Annotated in this window: 19 protein-coding genes; 4 read left to right on the plus strand and 15 right to left on the minus strand. The window is 71.4% G+C overall.

The window, feature by feature from the left end; all coding sequences use genetic code 11:
• The first annotated feature begins 11 nt into the window (after window positions 1-11).
• Window positions 12-1,607, plus strand: coding sequence for an acyl-CoA carboxylase subunit beta (locus DEJ03_RS02015; protein WP_071406413.1), 1,596 nt, complete (start codon window positions 12-14; stop codon window positions 1,605-1,607).
• 50 nt (window positions 1,608-1,657) lie between these two features.
• On the plus strand, window positions 1,658-1,912 hold the full coding sequence (locus tag DEJ03_RS02020) for an acyl-CoA carboxylase subunit epsilon (protein WP_051596908.1): 255 nt from the start codon (window positions 1,658-1,660) through the stop codon (window positions 1,910-1,912).
• A gap of 645 nt (window positions 1,913-2,557) precedes the next feature.
• On the opposite strand, the gene DEJ03_RS02025 is transcribed toward DEJ03_RS02020, so the two are convergent.
• The 4 genes from DEJ03_RS02025 to DEJ03_RS02040 all read right to left on the minus strand — a co-directional run bounded on the left by DEJ03_RS02025 (window position 2,558) and on the right by DEJ03_RS02040 (window position 7,018).
• Entirely contained in the window at window positions 2,558-3,607 is a 1,050-nt protein-coding gene (locus tag DEJ03_RS02025; RefSeq protein ID WP_071406459.1) for a hypothetical protein, read from the minus strand.
• Window positions 3,604-4,857 carry a sensor histidine kinase gene (locus tag DEJ03_RS02030; RefSeq protein WP_110863330.1) on the minus strand — a complete coding sequence of 418 codons (1,254 nt, stop codon included), beginning with the start codon at window positions 4,855-4,857 and terminating at the stop codon, window positions 3,604-3,606. The genes DEJ03_RS02025 and DEJ03_RS02030 overlap by 4 nt, the downstream gene beginning before the upstream one ends.
• Window positions 4,858-4,862: 5 nt before the next feature.
• Window positions 4,863-5,582 (minus strand): response regulator transcription factor, encoded by a 720-nt coding sequence (locus DEJ03_RS02035; RefSeq protein WP_110863331.1) that lies wholly within the window; start codon window positions 5,580-5,582, stop codon window positions 4,863-4,865.
• Window positions 5,583-5,758: 176 nt separating this feature from the next.
• Window positions 5,759-7,018, minus strand: a complete 1,260-nt coding sequence (locus DEJ03_RS02040) for a class I SAM-dependent RNA methyltransferase (RefSeq protein ID WP_110863332.1) — start codon at window positions 7,016-7,018, stop codon at window positions 5,759-5,761.
• A 14-nt stretch (window positions 7,019-7,032) separates the two neighbouring features.
• Between DEJ03_RS02040 and DEJ03_RS02045 the strand changes: the two genes are divergently transcribed.
• Both DEJ03_RS02045 and DEJ03_RS02050 read left to right on the plus strand, forming a co-directional pair.
• Window positions 7,033-7,827 (plus strand): nucleoside triphosphate pyrophosphatase, encoded by a 795-nt coding sequence (locus DEJ03_RS02045; protein WP_110863333.1) that lies wholly within the window; start codon window positions 7,033-7,035, stop codon window positions 7,825-7,827.
• Between the two features lie 95 nt (window positions 7,828-7,922).
• On the plus strand, window positions 7,923-9,707 hold the full coding sequence (locus tag DEJ03_RS02050; protein WP_110863334.1) for a biotin carboxylase N-terminal domain-containing protein: 1,785 nt from the start codon (window positions 7,923-7,925) through the stop codon (window positions 9,705-9,707).
• A gap of 77 nt (window positions 9,708-9,784) precedes the next feature.
• Here the strand turns inward: DEJ03_RS02050 and DEJ03_RS02055 are convergent, their stop codons facing one another.
• The 11 genes from DEJ03_RS02055 to DEJ03_RS02105 all read right to left on the minus strand — a co-directional run bounded on the left by DEJ03_RS02055 (window position 9,785) and on the right by DEJ03_RS02105 (window position 21,440).
• Window positions 9,785-10,738 carry a hypothetical protein gene (locus DEJ03_RS02055; RefSeq protein WP_110863335.1) on the minus strand — a complete coding sequence of 318 codons (954 nt, stop codon included), beginning with the start codon at window positions 10,736-10,738 and terminating at the stop codon, window positions 9,785-9,787.
• Between the two features lie 160 nt (window positions 10,739-10,898).
• Window positions 10,899-12,575 carry a phospho-sugar mutase gene (locus DEJ03_RS02060; protein WP_110863336.1) on the minus strand — a complete coding sequence of 559 codons (1,677 nt, stop codon included), beginning with the start codon at window positions 12,573-12,575 and terminating at the stop codon, window positions 10,899-10,901.
• Window positions 12,572-13,414: a purine-nucleoside phosphorylase gene (locus DEJ03_RS02065; RefSeq protein ID WP_110863337.1), complete on the minus strand. Its 843-nt coding sequence runs from the start codon at window positions 13,412-13,414 to the stop codon at window positions 12,572-12,574. Before DEJ03_RS02065 ends, DEJ03_RS02060 begins: the two co-directional genes overlap by 4 nt.
• 29 nt (window positions 13,415-13,443) lie before the next feature.
• Complete coding sequence (locus DEJ03_RS02070) at window positions 13,444-13,722, minus strand: PTS sugar transporter subunit IIB (RefSeq protein ID WP_027466460.1); 279 nt, start codon at window positions 13,720-13,722, stop codon at window positions 13,444-13,446.
• A complete protein-coding gene (locus DEJ03_RS02075; RefSeq protein ID WP_110863338.1) occupies window positions 13,719-14,165 on the minus strand; it encodes a PTS sugar transporter subunit IIA in 447 nt (148 codons plus the stop codon). Before DEJ03_RS02075 ends, DEJ03_RS02070 begins: the two co-directional genes overlap by 4 nt.
• Before the next feature lie 3 nt (window positions 14,166-14,168).
• The gene (locus DEJ03_RS02080) at window positions 14,169-15,281 is read right to left on the minus strand and encodes an adenosine deaminase (protein ID WP_110863339.1); all 1,113 of its coding nucleotides are present in this window, start codon (window positions 15,279-15,281) and stop codon (window positions 14,169-14,171) included.
• Between the two features lie 120 nt (window positions 15,282-15,401).
• Entirely contained in the window at window positions 15,402-16,700 is a 1,299-nt protein-coding gene (locus DEJ03_RS02085) for a thymidine phosphorylase (RefSeq protein WP_110863340.1), read from the minus strand.
• Between the two features lie 5 nt (window positions 16,701-16,705).
• Window positions 16,706-17,188, minus strand: a complete 483-nt coding sequence (locus DEJ03_RS02090; RefSeq protein WP_071244268.1) for a cytidine deaminase — start codon at window positions 17,186-17,188, stop codon at window positions 16,706-16,708.
• A 19-nt stretch (window positions 17,189-17,207) separates the two neighbouring features.
• A complete protein-coding gene (locus tag DEJ03_RS02095) occupies window positions 17,208-18,500 on the minus strand; it encodes an ABC transporter permease (protein WP_084741425.1) in 1,293 nt (430 codons plus the stop codon).
• A complete protein-coding gene (locus DEJ03_RS02100) occupies window positions 18,497-19,864 on the minus strand; it encodes an ABC transporter permease (protein WP_181422571.1) in 1,368 nt (455 codons plus the stop codon). The genes DEJ03_RS02095 and DEJ03_RS02100 overlap by 4 nt, the downstream gene beginning before the upstream one ends.
• A 55-nt stretch (window positions 19,865-19,919) precedes the next feature.
• A complete protein-coding gene (locus DEJ03_RS02105) occupies window positions 19,920-21,440 on the minus strand; it encodes an ABC transporter ATP-binding protein (protein WP_110863341.1) in 1,521 nt (506 codons plus the stop codon).
• Between the last annotated feature and the right edge of the window lie 33 nt (window positions 21,441-21,473).

A 21,473-nucleotide genomic window follows, 5' to 3' on the forward strand; every position in this document is an offset into this window, starting at 1 on the left:
AGGGTGAGCGGGTGACTTCAGGAGACACCCCCGATCTGTCGACGACGGCCGGCCGACTGGCCGACCTCCGCGACCGGTACCACGAGGCCGTGACCGCCGCGGGCGAATCCGCCATCGCCAAGCAGCACGCGAAGGGCAAGGGCACCGCGCGCGAACGCATCGAGCAGCTGCTCGACGAGAACTCCTTCGTGGAGTTCGACGAGTTCGTGCGGCACCGCACCACGTCGTTCGGCATGGACGCCAAGCGCCCCTACGGTGACGCGGTCGTCACCGGCGTCGGCACGATCCACGGCCGCAACGTCGCCGTCTACGCGCAGGACTTCACGGTCTTCGGCGGGTCGCTCGGCGAGGTCGCCGGCGAGAAGATCATCAAGGTCATGCAGCACGCGCTCAAGACGGGCGTGCCGATCATCGGCATCCTCGACTCCGGCGGCGCCCGCATCCAGGAAGGCGTCGTCGCGCTCGGCAAGTACGGCGAGATCTTCCGCCTGAACACCCAGGCCTCGGGCGTGATCCCGCAGCTGTCGATCGTGATGGGCCCGGCGGCCGGCGGTGCGGTGTACTCCCCCGCCCTGACCGACTTCGTCATCATGGTCGACAAGACCAGCCACATGTTCGTCACCGGCCCCGACGTCATCAAGACCGTCACGGGCGAGGACGTCGGCTTCGAGGAGCTCGGCGGCGCCCAGACGCACAACGCGGTCTCCGGCGTGGCCCACTACCTGGCCGAGGACGAGACCGACGCGCTCGACTACGCGCGCTCGCTCATCGGGTTCCTGCCGGACAACAACCTGTCCGACCCGCCGGCCTACGACGTCGCCCCGGAGCTCGAGACCACCGACGCCGACCACGAGCTCGACCTCGTGATCCCGGACTCGACGAACCAGCCGTACGACGTCACCACGATCATCGAGCACATCGTCGACGACGGTGAGTTCCTCGAGGTCCAGCCGCTCTTCGCGCCGAACATCTTGATCGGCTTCGGCCGGGTCGAGGGCCGCACGGTCGGCATCATCGCGAACCAGCCGCAGGCGATGGCCGGCACGCTGAACATCGACGCCGGCGAGAAGGCCGCCCGCTTCGTGCGGTTCTGCGACGCGTTCGGCATCCCGATCCTGACCCTGGTGGACGTGCCCGGCTACCTGCCCGGCACCGACCAGGAGTGGACCGGCGTCATCCGCCGCGGCGCGAAGCTGCTGTACGCCTACGCCGAGGCCACCGTCCCGCTCGTCACCGTCATCACCCGCAAGGCCTACGGCGGCGCGTACATCGTGATGGGCTCGAAGCAGCTCGGCGCCGACATCAACCTGGCGTGGCCGACCGCCGAGATCGCCGTCATGGGCGGCCAGGGCGCCGTGAACATCCTGTACCGCGCCGAGATCAAGCGCGCCGAGGAGTCCGGCGAGGACGTCGCCGCGGTCCGCACGAAGCTCGCGAACGAGTACACGTACAACGTCGCGTCGCCGTACCTGGCGGCCGAGCGCGGTGAGCTCGACGGCATCATCCAGCCGCACGCGACGCGCGTGTCGGTCATCAAGGCCCTCCGGTCGTTGCGGGGCAAGCGCGCCACGCTGCCCCCGAAGAAGCACGGGAACATCCCCCTCTGATGGAACCGGTCGAATCGCCGCGCACGGGATCATCACAATCCCGCGGCCTGATGGGTCGCCACGCAGCCGCCGTGCCCTCGGACGAGCCCGCCTCGGTGGCGGACGTCCGGGTGGTCTCGGGCGACCCCACCCCCGAGGAACTCGCCGCCGTCGTGGCCGTCCTGCAGCGCCAGGCCGACGAAGCCGCTGCCGCCGGACGCGCCGCCGTGGTCGTCGAGCCCCGCACCGGGTGGGACGCCGCGGCCCGCGGGCTCCGCCGCCCGCTCGATCACGGACCGGGCGCCTGGGGCCGATCGCTCCGCTGATGTACCCCTGGTGCGCTGGCGACCCGAACGGTTGCAGGGCGCACTTCCCGGTCGGTATCCCCTCACTCGGGGGACACGTTCAGCGGATACGGACCGGAAATGCCGGAATTGTCCCCCATAATGACGACTGACATGCGGCTCGTGCGTCGGCATAGTAGTTGGTGTTCGGTGTCCTTCAACGAAAGACATCGCAGGACGGTGGCCGACTAGGGTACGAAGCCACCGCCCGCTGCGAGGCAGGGCGACATTCGGGTTGTCGCTCAGCCTCGGGTCGTGAACGGGCCGGTCGGTATCCGACCGGCCCGTTCCCCGTTTCCGGGGGTCTGTCGCGGGTGCGGGCGGGCGTCGGTGCGGTTGGCGGGGGCGATGCGGAACGACACCGTCGACGTCGTACGACAACGACATGGTCGCTTCCGTGCGCGCGCCAGCCCGGCGCACCCACGTGACGGCCGGGAGGCCCGTGGCGGGGCCGCCACGGGCCTCCCGGGTGTCCCCCATCGCGTCCACCGCCGCCCGCACGCCCGGCGCTCCACGCGCGTCCGCTGCGCCGTCCGCACCACGTTCGCGACGATCCACGCGTCGATCACGTGGTGCATCGTCGCGACACGCGCGCGCGTCCCGCTGGCGTGCCGTGCTCAGCGCGCGCTACGCCGGCTCGTGCCGCGGGATCTCCAGCCAGAGCGCGACGGAGTCGTCCTCGTCCCCGTCGTCGTCGTCCATCCCCGCTCCGAGCGCCGCGGACTCACTGGCCGCGCCGTCGAGGCGGAGTCCGACGACGGTCACCGCGGAGTCGGAGCCCTCGCCGACCGTCCGGACGATGACGTTGTCGGCATCGCGGGCCTGCCGGAGCGCCTCGGCGACACGGGCGTGGATGCGCCGGATGTCCGGGGCGTCCAGGTCGTCGAGCCCGCCGTCGTCGTGCAGCTGGACGGTCGCGCCGCGGCGACGCAGGCGCATCACCTCGTCGCGGACGTCGTCGGACAACAGGGACCGGCCCCGGATCTCGTCGCGGATGGCCTGCTCGAGGTGCAGGCACTCGGCGCGGTCGGCGTCGTCGAGGTCGCCGCAGGAGTCGATGATGCGCTGCAGCATCGGCAGGGCCATCCGGGTGGTCTGACTCAGGCGGAACTGCCGCTCGAACACGTGGGCGTCCTGCGCGGCCTGCCAGTCGGCGGTCTCCTGCTCGGCGAGGACGAGTTCCCGGGTGTTCCGGATGGCGCGGCTCATCGCGGCGGCGAAGACCGTGGCGATCGCGACCCAGGCGACGCTGCCGACCACGCCGAGCCCACCGAGCGAGCCGAGACCGGCCCAGGCGACGGTGTACACGGTCAGGAACAGGACTCCGGCCCACGCGAAGGGGCCCCGACCGCGCACGACGAGCACCACCATGAGCGTGCCGATGGCCGCGATCCACCAGGTGGCGGAGCCCGGACCACGACCATCGACGAGGACGGGGGCGGCGATCACCGGCATCACGATCGCGGTGGCGAGGGAGAAGCAGGCCGTCCAGACCGGCAGGACCCTGCCGGGGACGAACAGTGCGAGGCCGGTGGCCGCGGCGTACAGGACCATGCAGGCGATGATCGGGGCGACCTGGTCGACGCGCGGCAACGTGGCCGCGGCGAGGACCAGGTGGTAGAGGGAGAACAGCGACGCCAGGCCGAGGGCGATGCTCGCCGGCAGGGAGACCTTCATGCGGTCGTCCTCGCGGCCGGCGACCACGTCAGCACGATGCGGGTGCCCTCGCCGGGGGCGGTGTGCACCTCGGCGCGACCGTCGACGGTCGCGACCCGCTCCACGATGGAGCGGCGGACACCGAGCCGTTCGGCGGGGATGGCCGCGACGTCGAACCCGCGGCCCTCGTCACCGACCTCGACGAGCACCCCTTGGCCCTGCTGCTCGATGCGGACCCAGCGGGAGACGTCAGCGTCGCCGGCGTGCTGCACGCTGTTCACCGCGGCCTGCAGCGCCGCCGAGGCCAGCGCGTCGGCGACCGACGCGGGCAGGCGGACCGACCCGGTCGGCGTCGGGACGAGGCGGACCGGAGCGGGCAACGCACCGACCCCCTCGCGGATGCGTGCCCGGAGTTCCCCGAGGGCGACCGGCGCGACGTCACCGGGACCGTCGGTGGCGGCGGCCTCGAGGTGGTCGATCGCGTTCCGGGCCATCCGCGCGGCGAGGGTCTTGGCCTCGAGCGTGTCGGCACGGGCGGCGGAGAGCAGCGTCGTGAGCACGCTGTCGTGCACGATGGCGTCCACCTGCACCCGCTCGACCTCGGTCGCGTGTTCCCGGATGGCGAGCGAGTACCGCCGCACCGCCGTGGACTGCGCCGTGTCGACCGACGTGGCCGCACGCCGCAGCACCACCGCGATGACGAGCACCGCACCGCTGAGCAGCGCCGTGTACACGCCGTCGAGCAGGACCGCGAGGACCCCGACGTCGCCGCCGAGCGGGCTGAGCCGGATGACGACGTAGACCGCCGGCACGAGCGCCGTGTAGACCGTCGCACGCCACGTGGCGAAGCCCATCGCCGCCGCCGTGCAGCCGACCGTGCAGAACCACCACGGCCACGGCTGCTGCGCCGACGGGATGGGCTCCTGCACGGTGGCCGTCCACGTCACGAGCACAACGAGGAACAGCAGCGCGCAGACGATCTGCGCCAGCTGGGCGACCCGCTGCACGAAGGCCGAGACCCCGATGAACACGAACGACGCCGCGAGGGCGAGCATCAGCGTCGGACCCCAGAACGGGTCGAGGTACGGCAGCTGCTGCAGGACCGCGGGCGCGTCGACGATGCCGAGGCCGATCGCCGCCATCGCGAGGAGGATCGCGAACGCGCGCTCGACCGACGCCTGCGTGATCGAGGCGCGGACGCTGCGCGCCGGATCGGCGCCGAACGGCGCCGGTTCGACGACCGTCCGCGCCGACTCAGCCGCGGTCGCCATCCGTGTCAGCGACCGTCGCCGTCGGGGTCGATGCCCGAGTCGAGCCCGGGGAGGATCCCGTCCTCGACGGCTCGACGCAGCAGGTCGACCTTCGTCGGGGCCGGGCGACCGACCTCGACGTACTTCACACGGATCCGGTCGAGGTACTCACGGGCCGTCGAGTAGCCGATGCCGAGCTGCTGGGCGGCGAGCTTGAGCGGGAGTCCCGAGGCGTAGAGGTGCAGGATCTCGCGCTCGCGGCGGCCGAGCTGCGCCTTCGCGAAGTCACGGTCGGCGTCGATGGCGCTCGCCCACTCGAGGTTGTTGAGCACGTCACCGCGTGCGACGGTGGCGACCGCGGCCATCACCGTCTTGGTGGCCGAGGACTTCGGGATGACGCCGGCAGCCCCTGCTGCGAGCGCCTCACGCACGTTGGCGACACGGTCCGCGATGGAGTGCACGAGCACCGCCGATCCCGTCCCCTGCACGCCCTTGACGTTCTCGGTCACGGTCGAACCGTCACCGAGGGACAGGTCGAGGACGACGACGTCGACCTCTCGCCCGTCGAGGTTCTCGACGTACTCGGGGACGCTGGCGGCGGTGAGCACCACCTCGAACCCCTCGTTCTGGCACGCCGCCTGGATCCCGAGTCGGACGGACTCGTGGTCGTCGACGATCGCGACCCGGACCGGCCTGGTGGCCGCCCCTGACGTCTCGGTGCTGGTGGTTGTCGTTCCTGCTGCCACAGTGGCCTCTCGTTCCGATGCGCGACGCCGGCCCCTGAAACCGGAGTGCCATCAACGACCCAGGATACCCAGCCCGGACTCAGGTGCGGGGCTTCTCCGCTGCGCCACGCTGGCCGGTCCGCCGATTGGTGGACACCCCGACACGCAAGGACCCGCGGTCGAGCGACCCCCGGACCTCAGCGCGCGGGGACCAGGCGTGCGACGGCTTCCAGGTGGTGGGTGTGCGGGAACAGGTCGAAGGCCCGCAGTGCTTCGAGCCGGTAGCCGAGGTCGGCGAACGTCGCGACGTCGCGGGCCAGCGCCACCGGGTCGCACGCCACGTAGACGATCTGCTCCGGCTGGAGCGCGGCGATCTGCACGACCACGTCACGACCAGCACCGGCGCGGGGCGGGTCGAGCACGATCGTGCCGGCGCGGAAGCGGTCCTTCTCGGCGCGCGAGGCGTTCGCCACGGTGTTCGTCAGCCAGCGGTCGACGCGGCCGGTCTCGGCGCGGGCGCCGAGCCACTCGGACAGGTTCTCCTGCGCGTGCTCGGTGGCACGGGCGGCGCTCTCGACGCTCGTGATGCGCGCCTTCGGGCCGACCAGGTCACCGAGGGCGGCGGCGAGCAGGCCGACACCGCCGTACAGGTCCAGGTGGGTGCCCTCGGGGTCGAGGCGATCGCGGTCGACCAGGTCCTGCACGGCCTCGGTGAGCACGGTCGCCGCAGCGCGGTGCACCTGCCAGAACCCGTTGTCGTCGACCTGGAACGTGCGCTCCCCCACGACCTCGGTCACCACGGTGGGCTTCTGGTCGTCGATGACGAGCCGCGCGCCCTCGGAGCCGCTCGGTGCGAGGACGTCGATCACCGACGAGCCCGGCAGCGCACCACGGCCGAGCGGGGCGCTCTGCTGCACGACGGCGGTCGCGAGCGGCAGGCCGGTCACCGGGATGACGGAGTGGGAGCGGGCCGCGAACGGGCCGGCGGTGCCCTGCTCGTCGACGTGCAGCCGGACGCGGGTGCGCCAGCCGAGGCCGTTCGCCGCGTCGTCGCCGGGCGCGGCCTCGACGACGACGTCGTGGCCGAGCACCTCGGCGAGGTCCATCCGCGCGAACCGCGCGAACGAGTCGACGAGGACGTCGTGCTTGAGCGTGCGCTGGTGCGCGAGGGCGATGTGCCCGAACTCGGCGCCACCCGGGCGCGTCTCGGGGTCACGCTCGAGCGCGGCCTCGGGCCAGACGTGGTCGACGCGGTGCTCGCTCGGCGTGATGACGCTGACCGTGTCGGCGCGCCAGAACGACTTCTTGCGGTCCTCGGTCACCCGGGCGACGACGCGCTCCCCGGGGATCGCGTCCGAGACGAAGACCACCCGTCCTTCGTGCCGTGCCACCGAGATGCCGCCGTGGGCGATCCCGGTGACGTCGAGTTCGAGCAGCGTGCCGACGGATTCACCCATGGTGAGATGGTCCCATGCGTCTGTACCTCGCGAGTACATCCCCCGCCCGCCGAGCACTCCTCGCCCAGTCCGGGGTCGAACCCGTGCTCGTGTCCCCCGGGGTCGACGAGGACGCCGTCGGCGCCGCAGCAGCGGCATCGCTCGGCCGTGAGCTGACCGGTCCGGAGCTCGTCTCGCTCCTCGCCGTCGCGAAGGCGTCCGCGGTCGCCGACTCCGCGGTCGCCGGGTCACCGGTCGACGGCGTGGTGTTCGGCGGCGACTCCGCGTTCGAGGTCGACGGACAGCTGTACGGCAAGCCGCACGACCCGGCGGTCGCCCGGGAGCGCTGGCGGCAGATGCTCGCCGCCGGCGGCGGGACCCTGTGGAGCGGGCACTGCGTGATCGATCGACGACGCGACGACCGGCACCGGGACCCGGAACCGGCCACGGGGCGGCCTGGAGGCGCGGTACCGGCCCGCACCATGCCTCCCGTCCGGTCCCTGGTCACGTCCACCGCCGGTGTCCCGCAGCTGGGTGCCGTGGCGCCCGGCGGGTCGGCGCTGGCCGCCGCCGGCGACCGCGTGGTCGCGGTCGACAGCGCGGTGCTGACCTTCGCCGACGACGTGTCCGTCGACGAGATCGACGCGTACGTCGCGACGGGCGAGCCGCTCAAGGTGGCGGGTGCGTTCACCATCGACGGTCGGGCCGCGGCGTACATCACGCGGATCGACGGAGCACCATCCGCCGTGATCGGGATGTCGCTGCCGGTGCTGCGGTCGATGCTCCTCCGGGGCTTCGGCATCGCCTGGCACGATCTCTGGGCTCATTAGACGCGGCGCACTGTAGACATCCACACCTGTTCCGGGTGGTTCTTTGTGGGTGCCAGTCAAAACGCACTCCCGCCGCACGAATACGCTGCTGTGTCATGCCCCGTATCAGCAAGGTCCTCATCGCGAACCGCGGCGAGATCGCCGTCCGCATCATCCGCGCGGCCCGCGACGCGGGCAAGGCATCGGTCGCGGTGTACGCCGACCAGGACCGCGATGCCCTGCACGCCCGCCTCGCCGACGAGGCCTACGCGCTGAACGGCACCACGAGCGCCGACACGTACCTCGTCATCGACAAGATCATCTCGGTCGCCCGCCGTTCCGGTGCGGACGCCGTGCACCCGGGCTACGGGTTCCTCGCCGAGAACGCCGACTTCGCCCGCGCCGTCATCGATGCCGGGCTCGTCTGGATCGGCCCGTCGCCGGAGTCGATCGAGCGCCTCGGCGACAAGGTCTCCGCGCGCCACGTCGCCGAGAAGGTCGGCGCACCGCTCGCCCCCGGCACCATCGAGCCCGTGCAGGACGTCTCGGAGGTCTTCGACTTCGTCGACCAGGTCGGTCTGCCCGTCGCGATCAAGGCGGCGTTCGGCGGTGGCGGTCGTGGTCTGAAGGTCGTCCGCGACCGTGCCTCGGTCGAGGAGCTCTTCGAGTCCGCCACGCGTGAGGCGATCGCCGCGTTCGGTCGGGGCGAGTGCTTCGTCGAGAAGTACCTGGACAAGCCGCGCCACGTCGAGACCCAGTGCCTGGCGGACGAGCACGGCAACGTCGTCGTGGTCTCCACCCGCGACTGCTCGCTGCAGCGACGCCACCAGAAGCTCGTCGAGGAAGCCCCGGCGCCCTACCTGACGTCCGAGCAGCAGACCGCACTGTACGAGTCGTCCAAGGCGATCCTGCGCGAGGTCGGCTACGTCGGCGCCGGCACCTGCGAGTTCCTCATCGGCGCCGACGGCACCGTGTCGTTCCTCGAGGTGAACACCCGCCTGCAGGTCGAGCACTGCGTGTCCGAAGAGGTCACCGGCATCGACCTGGTGCGCGAGCAGTTCCGCATCGCCGAGGGTGGCGTGCTCGACTACTCGGACCCCACGCCGCGGGGACACTCGTTCGAGTTCCGCATCAACGGCGAGGACCCGGGTCGCAACTTCTTCCCCGCGCCCGGCCCCGTGCACGCGTTCAACGCACCGTCCGGCCCCGGCGTGCGCGTCGACTCGGGCGTCGTCTCCGGTGACGTCGTGTCCGGCTCGTTCGACTCGATGCTCGCGAAGCTGATCGTCACCGGCGCCACCCGTGCCGAGGCGCTGGAGCGTTCGCGTCGTGCACTCGCCGAGTTCGAGGTCACCGGCCTGCCGACCGTGCTCCCCTTCCACCGCGCCGTGGTGTCCGACCCGGCGTTCGCGACGGCCGACGACGAGCCGTTCAGCATCTACACGCAGTGGATCGAGACCGACTTCGTCAACGACATCCCGGCGTGGAGCGGCTCCCCCGAGGAACTGCCGGCCCCGGCTGCGCGCGACAGCGTCGTGGTCGAGGTGCAGGGCAAGCGCATCGAGGTCACCATGCCGTCGATCGTCGGTGGCGGTGCTGCCGGCGGCGTCGCCGGTCGTCGTCCGGCCGGCCCCACCGCTCCCCCGAAGCGCCGCTCGTCGGCCGTCCGCGGGGGCCTGGCGAAGTCCGGGTCGTCCGTCGCGTCGCCGATGCAGGCCACCGTGGTGAAGCTCGCGGTCGCCGAGGGTGACACCGTGGTGAAGGGCGACCTGCTCGTCGTGCTCGAGGCCATGAAGATGGAGCAGCCCGTGCAGGCCCACAAGGACGGCGTCGTCACCGGGCTGAACGCCCCGGTCGGCCAGACGGTCTCGTCCGGTCACGTGCTGCTCGAGCTCGCGTAGCGCGGGGTTCCGTCTCGCAGCTCGGTTGGCGCCCCGCTGTGGTCATCGCGCCCCGACTCTTCGGGGCGCGATGACCGTCAGAGGGCGCGGATCGCAGCATGACGCCAAGCCGTACCCCAGTCCGGACCGAGCGGCACCCCGGCATCGTGCAGGATCCGCGGGAGCTGCCCCGCGGGCATCGCGTCCGCCCACATCACCCGTGCGAAGCCGTTGACCTCACGACGGCGACGGAGACGGTCCTCCCGGCGCTTCTCGTCGACCAGGGCGTCCGCCGCTGTCCGCCCTCGTCGCGGGTCGTCGTACTTCACCCGGCCGTCGAACTCGACTATCACCCCGGGTTCCGCGAACCACAGGTCCACCCGGTCGCGGAGCAGGCCGTCGTGCCGGAACTCCTGCTGCAGTACCGGGTCCGGAGCGCCGAGCACGTGCGCACCCCACCGTGTGATGCTCTCCCCCGGTGACTCGGCGAGCGGATCCGCGTGCTCGATCAGTTCTCGCGCGCGTCGATGCCCGCGAGCACGGCGACTCCCGAGCACTTCGAGGATCGTCGTCCGCTCGACGCCGCGCCGCAGGACCGCGTCGAGCACGACGATGGCACGCCACGGGTGTTCGCGAAGGGCGACGTCGACCGCGGTCTCGGTCAACGTCGTGACGGGCACACGGTCGACCTCGACGGAGGACGGTCGCCTGCCGGCGCTGCCGATGCGCTGGATGCTCTGTTTGACCTGGCCCCGGTCCCGCGACGGGTCGGTCACCGTGACACGCTCGCCAAACGCCCCTATCCACGGAAGTCCGAGCATCGCGACCGCTGACCGGTGTGACACCACGACGGAGCCCCTCCCGCCCGCGAGCACACTCCGGACGAGCATGCGATGTCGTTCGCGTCCCGTCATCGACGCCCACTCACCTGACCCGACGTACGTGCCACGGTGCACCCGGACGAGGGCGCCGACTTCCGGTGCACGACGGATCGCCGAGGCGCGGCCGGGGTCCTGCGCGAGGCCGACGGTCGAGATGGGTTCGTGTTCCATGCTCCGATGATCGTGACGCACGGTCCATCGCGAGCGGGGTTTGCGCGATCTGTGGACAGGCCACGGAGCAGCGCACCCCGTTGCGGGCATCGCGCCCCGAAGAGTCGGGGCGCGATGCCTGCAACGGGGCGCAACACGAACGAGCGGAGCGGACCGCGCCCTACGACACCAAGGGGCGCACCGCGTCGGCGAGGGTGTCGACCAGGCGCTGGGCCTCGGCGGGGGTGTCCGCGACGGTGTCGATGTACACCTTCACCTTGGGCTCGGTCCCGCTCGGGCGGACGATCACCCGGGCGTCGCCGGACAGGTCGTAGCGCAGGATGTCCGAGGGCGGGAAGCCCGCCACCCCGTCGGCGTAGTCCGTCACCGTGTGCACGTCGAGCCCGCCGAGCGTCGTCGGTGGCGTGGACCGGAGCGACGCCATGATCTCGCCGATGCGCGACAAGTCGTCGACGCGGGTCGCGACCTGCCCCGAGGCGAACGCCCCGAACTCGGCGGCGAAGGCCTCGAGGTGGTCGGCGATGGTCGAGCCGGACGCGGCGAGCTCGTCGGCGAGGGACAGCAGTTCGAGCGCAGCCGAGATGCCGTCCTTGTCGCGGACGACCGATGGGTCGACCAGGTAACCGAGCGCCTCTTCGTACCCGAACAGCAGGTCGGGCACCCGCGAGACCCACTTGAAGCCGGTCAGGGTGTCGCGGTACTCCAGCCCGTGGCGCGCAGCCACCCGGGCCAACGCCGGCGACGAGACGATCGACGCGGCGAGGGTGCCGGTCGTGCCGGACTCGGACGCCCGTGCAGCGGCCCGCCATCCGAGCAACCAGCCGACCTCGTTGCCCGACAGCCGACGGTACGACGGCGCACCGTCCTCCGTGGCCGTCGGGATCGCGAGCGCGAGCCGGTCGGCGTCGGGGTCGTTCGCGATCACCAGGTCGGCGCCGACGGCGAGACCACGGGCGATCGCCAGGTCCATCGCGCCGGGCTCTTCCGGGTTCGGGAACGAGACCGTCGGGAATGCACCGTCCGGATCGATCTGCTCCGGCACGACCGCCGGCTCGGCGAACCCGGCCGCGGCGAACACCGCGCGAGCGGTCTCCCACCCGACGCCGTGCATGGCCGTGTAGACGACCTTCGGCTGCTCCTCGACCCCGAGTGCCGGAGCGGGCACGATCGCGGCCGTGGCGGCCACGTAGGCGTCGACGAGGGCCGACGTCGCAACGGTGTAGTCCGTGCCGCGCGGCAGGTCCGTGACGGACCCTGCGGCGACGGCGTCGATGGCGTCCGCGATCTCGCCGTCGACGGGCGGCACGATCTGCGAGCCGTCGTCGTGCTGACCGAGGTAGACCTTGTACCCGTTGTCCCGCGGCGGGTTGTGGCTCGCGGTGACCATGACGCCGGCGCCGACGTCGAGGTGCCGGACGGCGAACGCGAGCACCGGCGTCGGCAGGGCCGAGGGCAGCAGGGTGACCTCGAGCCCGAGGCCGCGCATGACCTCGGCGGAATCACGTGCGAAGACGTCCGAGTTCACCCGGCCGTCGTACCCGATCACGACGCTGCGCGAGCGCCCGGTGTCGATGAGGAACCGTGCGAGCCCCGCAGCGGCCTGGGTCACGACGACCCGGTTCATGCGCAGCGGGCCCCAGCCGAGCTCCGCGCGGAGTCCGGCGGTGCCGAACTGCAGCCGGCCGTCGAACCGCTCGGCGAGCGCCCGGACAGCGGGACCGTCACCCTCGGCCGCCGCGTCGATCGCCGCGGCCAGCTCGTCACGGGTCTCCGGGTCGGGGTCCTGCGCCAGCCACGCCCGCGCGGTGCCGAGCACCTGGTCGAGGTCGAACTTCACGACGCCGGCTGCCCGAGTGCGGCGACCACGCGTGCGAGCAGGCCGGCGATCACCGGCTCGGCCTGCTTGCCGGCCTCGAGCACCTCGGTGTGCGACAACGGGGTCTTCTGGATGCCCGCGGCGAGGTTCGTGATGAGCGAGAACCCGAGGACCTCCATACCGGCCTGACGGGCCGCGATGGCCTCGAGCGCGGTGGACATGCCGACGATGTGCCCGCCGATGGTCTTCGCCATCTGGACCTCGGCCGGGGTCTCGTAGTGCGGGCCGCGGAACTGCGTGTAGACGCCCTCGTCGAGGGACGGGTCGACGGACTTCGCGACCGAGCGCAGCCGCGCCGAGTACAGGTCGGTCAGGTCGATGAACGTCGCGCCCTCGAGTGGGCTGTCCGCGGTCAGGTTGATGTGGTCGCTGATGAGCACCGGTGTGCCCGGGGTCCAGTGCTCCTTGATGCCGCCGGCACCGTTGGTCAGCACCATGATCGAGGCACCGGTCGCCGCGGCCGTGCGGACGCTGTGCACGACCCGACGGACCCCGTGGCCCTCGTAGTAGTGGGTACGGGCACCGATGACGAGCGCGTGACGGCCGTCGGCGAGGCGGATCGACCGGATCGTGCCGGAATGTCCGGGGACGGCCGAGGCGCTGAACCCGGGGACCTGCTCGGCCGGGATCTCGGACACGGTCTCACCGATGATGTCGGCGGCCTTGCCCCAGCCCGACCCGAGGGTCAGGGCGATGTCGTGCCGCTCGATGCCGGACAGTTCGGCGATGGCGGCTGCGGCGTCCCGCGCGACCTCGAACGGGTCGGCAGCGGGGTCGTTCAGCGGGTTCTCGGTGCTCATGCCCCAACTCTAAAGGGCGGACTGAGCGCTCAGTGCTCGCCGAGCGCCCGGTCCACCGCCGCCGTGATCTCGCCCTGGTCGAAGTGGTTCGCGATGACGATGACCTCGGCGTAGGTGTCGCCGATCGCCTCGACGAACTCCTGACTCGTCAGGATCACGTTGGCGTCGTCCGAGACGTCCCGCACCGAGGCGACGTCCGCCGCGACGACCGACGCCGACAGCCCGAGGGCGTCGAGCGCCTTCTCGGCGTTCACCTTGAGGATGCCGCTCGAGCCGATGCCGGCGCCGCAGATGGTCACGATCTTCACGCGGAGACCCCCATGATCGCGCGGACCTCGTCCGCGGTGGTCGCCGCCGCGATCCGTCCGGTGACGGTGGCGTCGTTGAACAGGTTCGCGATCTCGCCGATCGACTCCAGGTGGGTGCCGACCTCGGCCACCGCGAGCCCGAGCACCACACGGACGGGGTCGTTGTGCGGCTGGCCGAACACTACCGGCGTCGCGAGCGTCACGATCGCGAGTCCGTCCCGCACGACCGCGCCACCCGGCCGGGCGTGCGCGAACGCGAGCCCCGGCGAGATGACGATGTACGGCCCGTGCTCCTCGACCATGCCGATCATGGCGTCGGTGTACTCGTCGGTGGTGGCGCCCGAGGCGACGAGCGCACCGCCGACCAGGCGCATCGCGTCACGCCACGCGGGCGCGTCCGCACCGAGGATGACGGCGGTGTCCGGCAGCGGTGGCAGTCCCATGCGTCAGGCCTCCTGGTACCCGGCCGTGATGGTGGCGATGATCTCCTCGCGGTCCTCCAGCGGCAGGAACGACCCGAGCGCGGCGTTGATCTGGAACGCGGCCAGGTCGTCGAGGTCGTAGCCGAACGTGCCGGCGAGCAGCGCGAGTTCCTTCGACAGCGAGGTCCCGCTCATCAGGCGGTTGTCGGTGTTCACCGTGACACGGAAGCCGAGCTGGTAGAGCACGTCGAACGGGTGGTCGGCGAGGTCGTCGCCCCACGCGGCGATCGCCCCGGTCTGCAGGTTGGACGACGGCGAGACCTCGAGCGGGATCTCGCGGTCACGGACCCACGAGGCGACCTCGCCCAGGGAGGCCAGCGTCGAGCCGTCCCCGGCGTCGGACAGGGCGACGTCCTCGAAGATGCGGACGCCGTGCCCGAGGCGGAGCGCCCGGCCGTCGACCAGCGCGGAGCGGATGGACGCGAGCCCGTCGGCCTCGCCCGCGTGCACGGTGACCGGGAACAGTTCGGATGCCAGGTAGTCGAAGGCGGCGCGGTGGTTCGAGGCGGGGAACCCGGCCTCGGCACCGGCGATGTCGAAGCCGACGACCCCGGCGTCACGGTGCCGGACGGCGAGCTCGGCGATCTCGAGCGACCGGTCGGCGTGCCGCATCGCGGTGACGAGCTGGCCGACGCGGATGCGCCCACCGGCGGCGTCGACGGCTTCCTCGATGCCGGCCTGCACTGCCTCGACCGTCTGGTCGAGGGTCAGTCCGCCCTGCAGGTGCTGCTCCGGCGCCCAGCGGACCTCGCCGTAGACGACACCGTCGGCGACCAGGTCCTCGACGAACTCGCGGGCGATCCGGTTGAGCTGCGGCGCGGTCTGCATCACCGACGTGGTGACGTCGAACGTCTTCAGGTACTCGACCAGGGAGCCGGAGTTCGACTGGTCGGCAAACCACTGCCCGAGCTCGGCCGGGTCGGTGGTGGGGAGCGTGACACCCGCCGAGGCCGCGAGCTCGATGATGGTCGCGGGCCGCAGGCCGCCGTCGAGGTGGTCGTGCAGCGAGACCTTCGGCAGGTCGTTGATGACCGCCCCGGCGTCGGGCAGGCGGTAGGTCGGGGCGTCGGCGCTCATGCCCCCAGGCTATCGGTGGTCACCGCCGCCGCGCAGGCACCTGTGCACAACCCACGACGGAAGACACTGGAGGCTCCCCACAGGTGTGCAGGGAGCCTCCGGTCGGTCGGGTGGCCGGGTTCAGGACCCGATGCGCTCGCGCACGATCGGCCCACGTGCCGCGGCAGCGGAGCCCGCCGGGCCGATGGTCCACGCGCCCTCGAGCGACTCCAGCGCGCGCGGGATCCGCGACGCGTCGTCGGAGTGCAGCGTCCAGAGCGGCTGGCCCTCGGTCACGGTGTCCCCCGGCTTGACGTGGAGCTCGATGCCCGCGCCTGCCTGCACCGGGTCCTGCGCGCGGGCACGACCGGCCCCGAGCCGCCAGGCCGAGACGCCGAACGGCAGCGCGTCCTGCTGCGTGAGGACCCCCGACGTCGGAGCGGTGACGACGTGCTGTTCGCGGGCAACGGGCAGCGCGGCGGAGGGGTCCCCGCCCTGCGCGTCGATCATCCGACGCCAGGTGTCCATGGCGCGGCCGTCCGCGAGCGCCGCGGCCGGGTCGGCGTCGGGCAGTCCCGCCAGGGTGAGCATCTCGGTCGCGAGCGCAACCGTCAGCTCGACGACGTCGGCGGGGCCGCCGCCGGCGAGCACCTCGACCGACTCCCGCACCTCGAGCGCGTTGCCGATCGTCAGCCCGAGCGGGACCTCCATGTCGGTCAGCAGCGCCGAGGTCGCGACCCCGGCGTCGTTGCCGAGGTCGACCATGGTCTGCGCGAGCTCCCGGGACGCCTCGTAGGTCGGCATGAACGCGCCGGACCCGAACTTGACGTCGAGCACGAGCGCCCCGGTGCCCTCGGCGATCTTCTTCGACATGATGCTCGACGCGATGAGCGGGATGCACTCGACCGTGCCGGTGATGTCGCGGAGCGCGTAGAGCTTCTTGTCCGCGGGTGCCAGGCCGGACCCGGCGGCGCAGATGACCGCGCCGACGTCCTGCAGCACCTGCATCATGCGGTCGTTCGAGATGGACGCCTGCCACCCGGGAATCGACTCGAGCTTGTCGAGCGTGCCGCCGGTGTGCCCGAGTCCGCGACCGGACAGCTGCGGCACAGCGACGCCGAACGACGCCACCAGGGGTGCGAGCGGCAGCGTGATCTTGTCGCCGACGCCACCGGTGGAGTGCTTGTCGACGGTCGTCTTGCCGAGCGACGAGAACGACATCCGCTCCCCCGACGCGATCATCGCGAGCGTGAGGTCCTTGATCTCGCGCCGCTCCATCCCGTTCAGGAAGATCGCCATCGCCATCGCGGCCATCTGCGGGTCCTCGACGTAGCCGCGGGTGTACGCGTCGACGAGCCAGTCCACCTCGGCGGTGCTCAAGGCCCCGCAGGAGCGCTTCGTACGGATGAGGTCGACGGTGTCGAACGGCTCGACGGCCATGTGGATCAGTGCTCCTGCTGGTAGGTGGCGAGGGTCCGCGGCCCGAAGGCGTCCGGCAGGACCTCGTCGATGGTGCGGATGCCGGAGAGCGTCTCGAGGAGCATGCCCTCGGTCGAGTGCTCGAACAGCAGCTGGCGGCAGCGGCCGCACGGCATCAGGGTCGCCCCGTCGCCGTCGACGCACGTGAACGCGACGAGCTTGCCGCCGCCGGTCATGTGCAGCTGCGACACGAGGGAGCACTCCGCGCAGAGCGTCACCCCGTAGCTCGCGTTCTCGATGTTGCAGCCGGAGACGATCCGGCCGTCGTCGGTGAGCGCCGCGGCGCCCACCGGGAACGACGAGTACGGCGCGTAGGCGCGCCGCATCGCGGCCGTGGCGGCGTCCCGCAGGACGCCCCAGTCCACGTCGTCGACCGGGAGGCCCGTGGCGGCGTCCGTCGGGTCGGTGGCGGTGACCGCCTGGTCACCTGGTTGCTGCGTGTCGGTCATGTGTCGTGCCTCCAGGCCGTCAGCTCTTGATGTAGGGCTTGCCGGACGCGGCGGGGCCGCGCGACTGCCCGACCAGGCCGGCCACGGCGAAGATCGTCACCACGTACGGCAGCATCAGCAGGAACTCGCTCGGCACGGGCGAGCCGACCGCGCTGAGCGTGTTCTGCAGGTTCGACGCGAAGCCGAACAGCAGGGCGGCGAGCGTGGCCTTGATCGGATCCCAGCGGCCGAAGATCACGGCGGCCAGGGCGATGTAGCCCGCGCCCGCGGTCATGTCCTTCGTGAACCCGCCGGTGGCGTCGAGCGTGAAGTACGCACCGCCGAGGCCCGCGATCGCACCGGCGAGCGAGACGTTCCAGAACCGGGTGCTCGTGACGTTGATGCCCACCGTGTCGGCGGCCTGCGGGTGCTCGCCGACGGCGCGGAGTCGCAGACCCCAACGGGTCTTGAACAGGCCGAAGGTGACGACCGCGACGGCGACGTAGGCCAGGTAGACAACGACCGACTGCTCGAAGAAGATCGGTCCGATGATCGGGATCTGGTGGAGCACCGGGACCTCGAACTTCGGGAACCGGATGCCGATGTTGAGCGTCTGCTGGTTCGGGGACAGCACCTGCGAGTACAGGAAGCCGGTCAGGCCCGAGATGAAGGCGTTGATGACGACACCGACGATGACCTGGTCGACCAGGTACTTGATGCTGAACGCCGCGAGGACGAACGACACGAGCACACCCGCGACGAGGGCACCGACGAGACCGACCCAGGGCGACCCGGTGAGCGAGGCGATGAGCGCCGAGGTGAACGCACCCGCGAGGAACTGGCCCTCGATCGCGATGTTCACCACGCCGACCCGCTCCGAGATGACGCCGCCGAGTGCACCGAAGACGAGCGGGACCGCGAGGCCGAGCGCACCGAAGAGCATGCCGGGGATGGTGATCGAGTCGCCGGCGACCGCCCATGCGAGGAAACCGACCACGAAGACGATCGCGAACACCGAGGTCACCCAGAGCGGCACACGTCGCGAGGCACGGGTCTCGACGATCGCGTACACCGTGGCGAGCGCGAGCAGCACGGTGACGACGATCCCGGTGGCCGTCGCCGGCAGCGGGAGGTTCGGCAGCGCGAAGAAGTCGCCCTTCGACGCCAGGCGGAGCGTCGCCGTTCCGGGGCGGTGTCCGAAGCCGAACAGCACGAGCGCGAGCAGCGTGAACACGCCGTACCCGATCGGGAGCTTCCAGCTGCGGGTCGTCTCGACCGGGCGGTCGTCCAGGGGCATGCGCGGCGCGGCCGCGGTGGGGCTGAGGGTGCTCATGCGGCGACCGCCTTCTTGCTGTTCTTGCTCGTCTTCGTGCGCTTGCGTCCACCCGGCTGCGGGATCCGGAAGATCGCGCGGACGAGCGGCGGCGCCGCGATGAAGAGGACGATGAGGGCCTGGATGACGCCGACGATGTCGATCGGGATGCCGTTGGCGGCCTGCATGGCGTAGCCACCGTTCTTCAGGACGCCGAACAGGATCGCCGCCCAGAACACGCCCCACGGCTTCGAACGGCCGAGCAGTGCCACGGTGATGGCGTCGAAGCCGATGCCGGCGTCGATGCCCGAGGTGAAGCCCGTGGTGACGGCGCCCTGCACCTGGTAGGCGCCGGCGATGCCGACCAGGGCACCGGAGATGACCATGACCCAGATGGTCAGCGACGGGACGCTCATGCCGGCCACACGGGCGGCACGGGGGTTCTCACCGATGGTGCGGAACCGGAAGCCGAGCGACGACTTGTTGACGAGCCACCAGACGACGACGACCGCGATGATCGCGACGATGAACCCGAGGTCCACGCCGTACCGCACCCCGAAGAGCTGCGGCAGGAGCGCGCTGTCCTTCGTGGCGGGCGAGATCGGGTTGCTGCTGCCCGGGGCCTGCAGCAGGCCCGGGGTGCGGAGCAGGTAGCTGACCAGGTAGAGCGCGACGTAGTTGAGCATGATCGTGACGACCACCTCGTTCGCACCCGTCCGGGCCTTGAGCACACCGACGATGCCGCCCCAGACCGCGCCGCCGACGATGCCGGCGAGGATCGTGAGCGGGATGTGGATCGCGGCGGGCCCGTCGAACGAGAACCCGACCCAGCCGGCGGCAGCGGCGCCCATCAGGATCTGGCCCTGGCCGCCGATGTTGAACAGCCCGGCGCGGAACGACAGCGCGATCCCGAGCCCGGCTGCGATGAGCGGTACCGAATAGTCGACGGAGCGCGTGAGCGGCCCGATCGCCTGCTGGAACGAGTCCGCGCCGAAGTTGAACACCGAGCCCTGGAACAGCGAGGCGTAAGCGCCGCCGACCGCGGTGCCGATCGCCTGGAGCATGTCCGTCGGGCGGGCGAAGAAGTAGCCGGCGGTCGCACGGACGTTCTCGTCCGTCACCGCGATGAGGATGCCGCAGGCGACCAGCGCGAGGACGACGGCGAGCACCGTGACGAGCACGGAGCCGTTCAGGATCCCCTGCAGGGCGGCCTGCCAGCGGTCACCACCGGCGCCGTTGCGGCGCTCGGTGTCCTCCGCCGAGTCCGTCATCAGGTGCGGGGTCGACTCGACCTCCTGCAGACGGTCGTCGGTGAGCGGGGCGTCCGCGGTGCCGTGCGCAGCCGGGGTCGGCTGCTGCGTGTTGTCTGGCGGTGGGGTGGTCACGCTGCCAGCTCCGTTCCGGTCGTGGGTGTGGCTTGGATCTCGCCGGCCGAACCGGTCATGCGGCCAGCTCCGTTCCTTCTGGGATCTCCCCGGCCATCATGAGGCCGAGGACGTCACGGGGGGTGGTCGCGGGGACGATGCCGACGATGCCGCCGCGGTACATCACGGCGATGCGGTCGGCCAACGCCACGACCTCGTCGAGCTCGGTGGAGACGACGATGACCGGCACACCGGTGTCGCGGGTGGCGACGATGCGCTTGTGCACGAACTCGATCGAGCCGACGTCGATGCCGCGGGTGGGCTGCGCGGCGACGAAGAGCCGCAGCTCACGGCTCAGCTCGCGCGCCAGGACGATCTTCTGCTGGTTGCCGCCGGACAGCCGACCGGCCGCGGTGGTGCGACCCGGCGTCCGGATGTCGAACTCCGCGATCTTCTCGTCGGCGAAGGCGTCGCGTTCCGCCGAGCGGATCGTGCCGGCGCGGACGAACTCGGCGTGGTCGGCCCGGTCGAGCATCAGGTTCTCGGCGATGGTGAACTCGCCGACCAGGCCGTCCTCCTTGCGGTCCTCGGGGACGAAGCCGACGCCCGCGTCGAGCACCTGCTTGACGCTCCGGCCGGTGAGCTCCTTGCCGTCCAGGGTGATCCGGCCGGCGTGGGCGGGCTCGAGGCCCATGATCGCCTCGGTGAGCTCGGTCTGGCCGTTGCCCTGCACCCCGGCGATCGCCAGGACCTCGCCGCGACGCACCGTGAAGGAGACGTCGTCGACGAGCACGATGCCGGACGGGTCGGTCACGGTCAGGTTCTCGACGACCAGGGCGTCCGCGCCGCCGGTCGCAGGAGCCTTGTCGACCACGAGTGAGACGGCACGGCCGACCATCAGCGCGGCCAGCTCGTTGTTCGTGGCGGTCGGCGATGCCTCGCCGACGACCTTGCCGAGACGGATGACCGTGATGCGGTCGGCGACCTCGCGCACCTCGCGGAGCTTGTGGGTGATGAAGACGATCGCGGTGCCGGCTTCGCGGAGCTGGCGCATGATGCCCATCAGCTCGTCGGTCTCCTGCGGGGTGAGGACGGCCGTCGGCTCGTCGAACACCAGCACGGAGGCGTCGCGGGACAGCGCCTTGATGATCTCGACGCGCTGCTGCACACCGACGGGCAGGTCCTCGACCTTGGCGTCGGGGTCGACGTCGAACCCGAAGCGATCGGAGATCTCCTGCACCCGCTTGCGGGCACCGGCCAGGTCGAGCCGCCCGCCGAAGGTGGTCTGTTCCTGCCCCAGCATGACGTTCTCGGCGACGGTGAACACGGGCACGAGCATGAAGTGCTGGTGCACCATGCCGATGCCGGCGCGCATGGCGTCACCGGGGCCGTCGAAGTCCTGCACCACGTCGTCGAGCAGGATCTCGCCCTCGTCGGCGTCGTACAGGCCGTACAGGACGTTCATCAGGGTGGACTTGCCGGCGCCGTTCTCACCCAGGAGGCAGTGGACCTCACCCGGCTCGACGGTGAGCGAGATGTGGTCGTTGGCGACCAGGGCGCCGAACCGCTTGGTGATGCCGCGGAGTTCGAGCTTCATGTTCGGGAGTCTATTTCTGTCTCGCGCACGCCA

Source organism: Curtobacterium sp. MCLR17_043 (genome assembly GCF_003224215.1).
Lineage (GTDB): Bacteria > Actinomycetota > Actinomycetes > Actinomycetales > Microbacteriaceae > Curtobacterium > Curtobacterium flaccumfaciens.

Coding starts and splice junctions, on each gene's coding strand:
- DEJ03_RS02020 (WP_051596908.1), top strand. CDS start 1,658: ATGGGTCGCCACGCAGCCGCCGTGCCCTCGGACGAGCCCGCCTCGGTG.
- DEJ03_RS02025 (WP_071406459.1), bottom strand. CDS start 3,607: ATGAAGGTCTCCCTGCCGGCGAGCATCGCCCTCGGCCTGGCGTCGCTG.
- DEJ03_RS02030 (WP_110863330.1), bottom strand. CDS start 4,857: ATGGCGACCGCGGCTGAGTCGGCGCGGACGGTCGTCGAACCGGCGCCG.
- DEJ03_RS02040 (WP_110863332.1), bottom strand. CDS start 7,018: ATGGGTGAATCCGTCGGCACGCTGCTCGAACTCGACGTCACCGGGATC.
- DEJ03_RS02045 (WP_110863333.1), top strand. CDS start 7,033: ATGCGTCTGTACCTCGCGAGTACATCCCCCGCCCGCCGAGCACTCCTC.
- DEJ03_RS02050 (WP_110863334.1), top strand. CDS start 7,923: ATGCCCCGTATCAGCAAGGTCCTCATCGCGAACCGCGGCGAGATCGCC.
- DEJ03_RS02055 (WP_110863335.1), bottom strand. CDS start 10,738: ATGGAACACGAACCCATCTCGACCGTCGGCCTCGCGCAGGACCCCGGC.
- DEJ03_RS02065 (WP_110863337.1), bottom strand. CDS start 13,414: ATGAGCACCGAGAACCCGCTGAACGACCCCGCTGCCGACCCGTTCGAG.
- DEJ03_RS02075 (WP_110863338.1), bottom strand. CDS start 14,165: ATGGGACTGCCACCGCTGCCGGACACCGCCGTCATCCTCGGTGCGGAC.
- DEJ03_RS02080 (WP_110863339.1), bottom strand. CDS start 15,281: ATGAGCGCCGACGCCCCGACCTACCGCCTGCCCGACGCCGGGGCGGTC.
- DEJ03_RS02085 (WP_110863340.1), bottom strand. CDS start 16,700: ATGGCCGTCGAGCCGTTCGACACCGTCGACCTCATCCGTACGAAGCGC.
- DEJ03_RS02090 (WP_071244268.1), bottom strand. CDS start 17,188: ATGACCGACACGCAGCAACCAGGTGACCAGGCGGTCACCGCCACCGAC.
- DEJ03_RS02095 (WP_084741425.1), bottom strand. CDS start 18,500: ATGAGCACCCTCAGCCCCACCGCGGCCGCGCCGCGCATGCCCCTGGAC.
- DEJ03_RS02105 (WP_110863341.1), bottom strand. CDS start 21,440: ATGAAGCTCGAACTCCGCGGCATCACCAAGCGGTTCGGCGCCCTGGTC.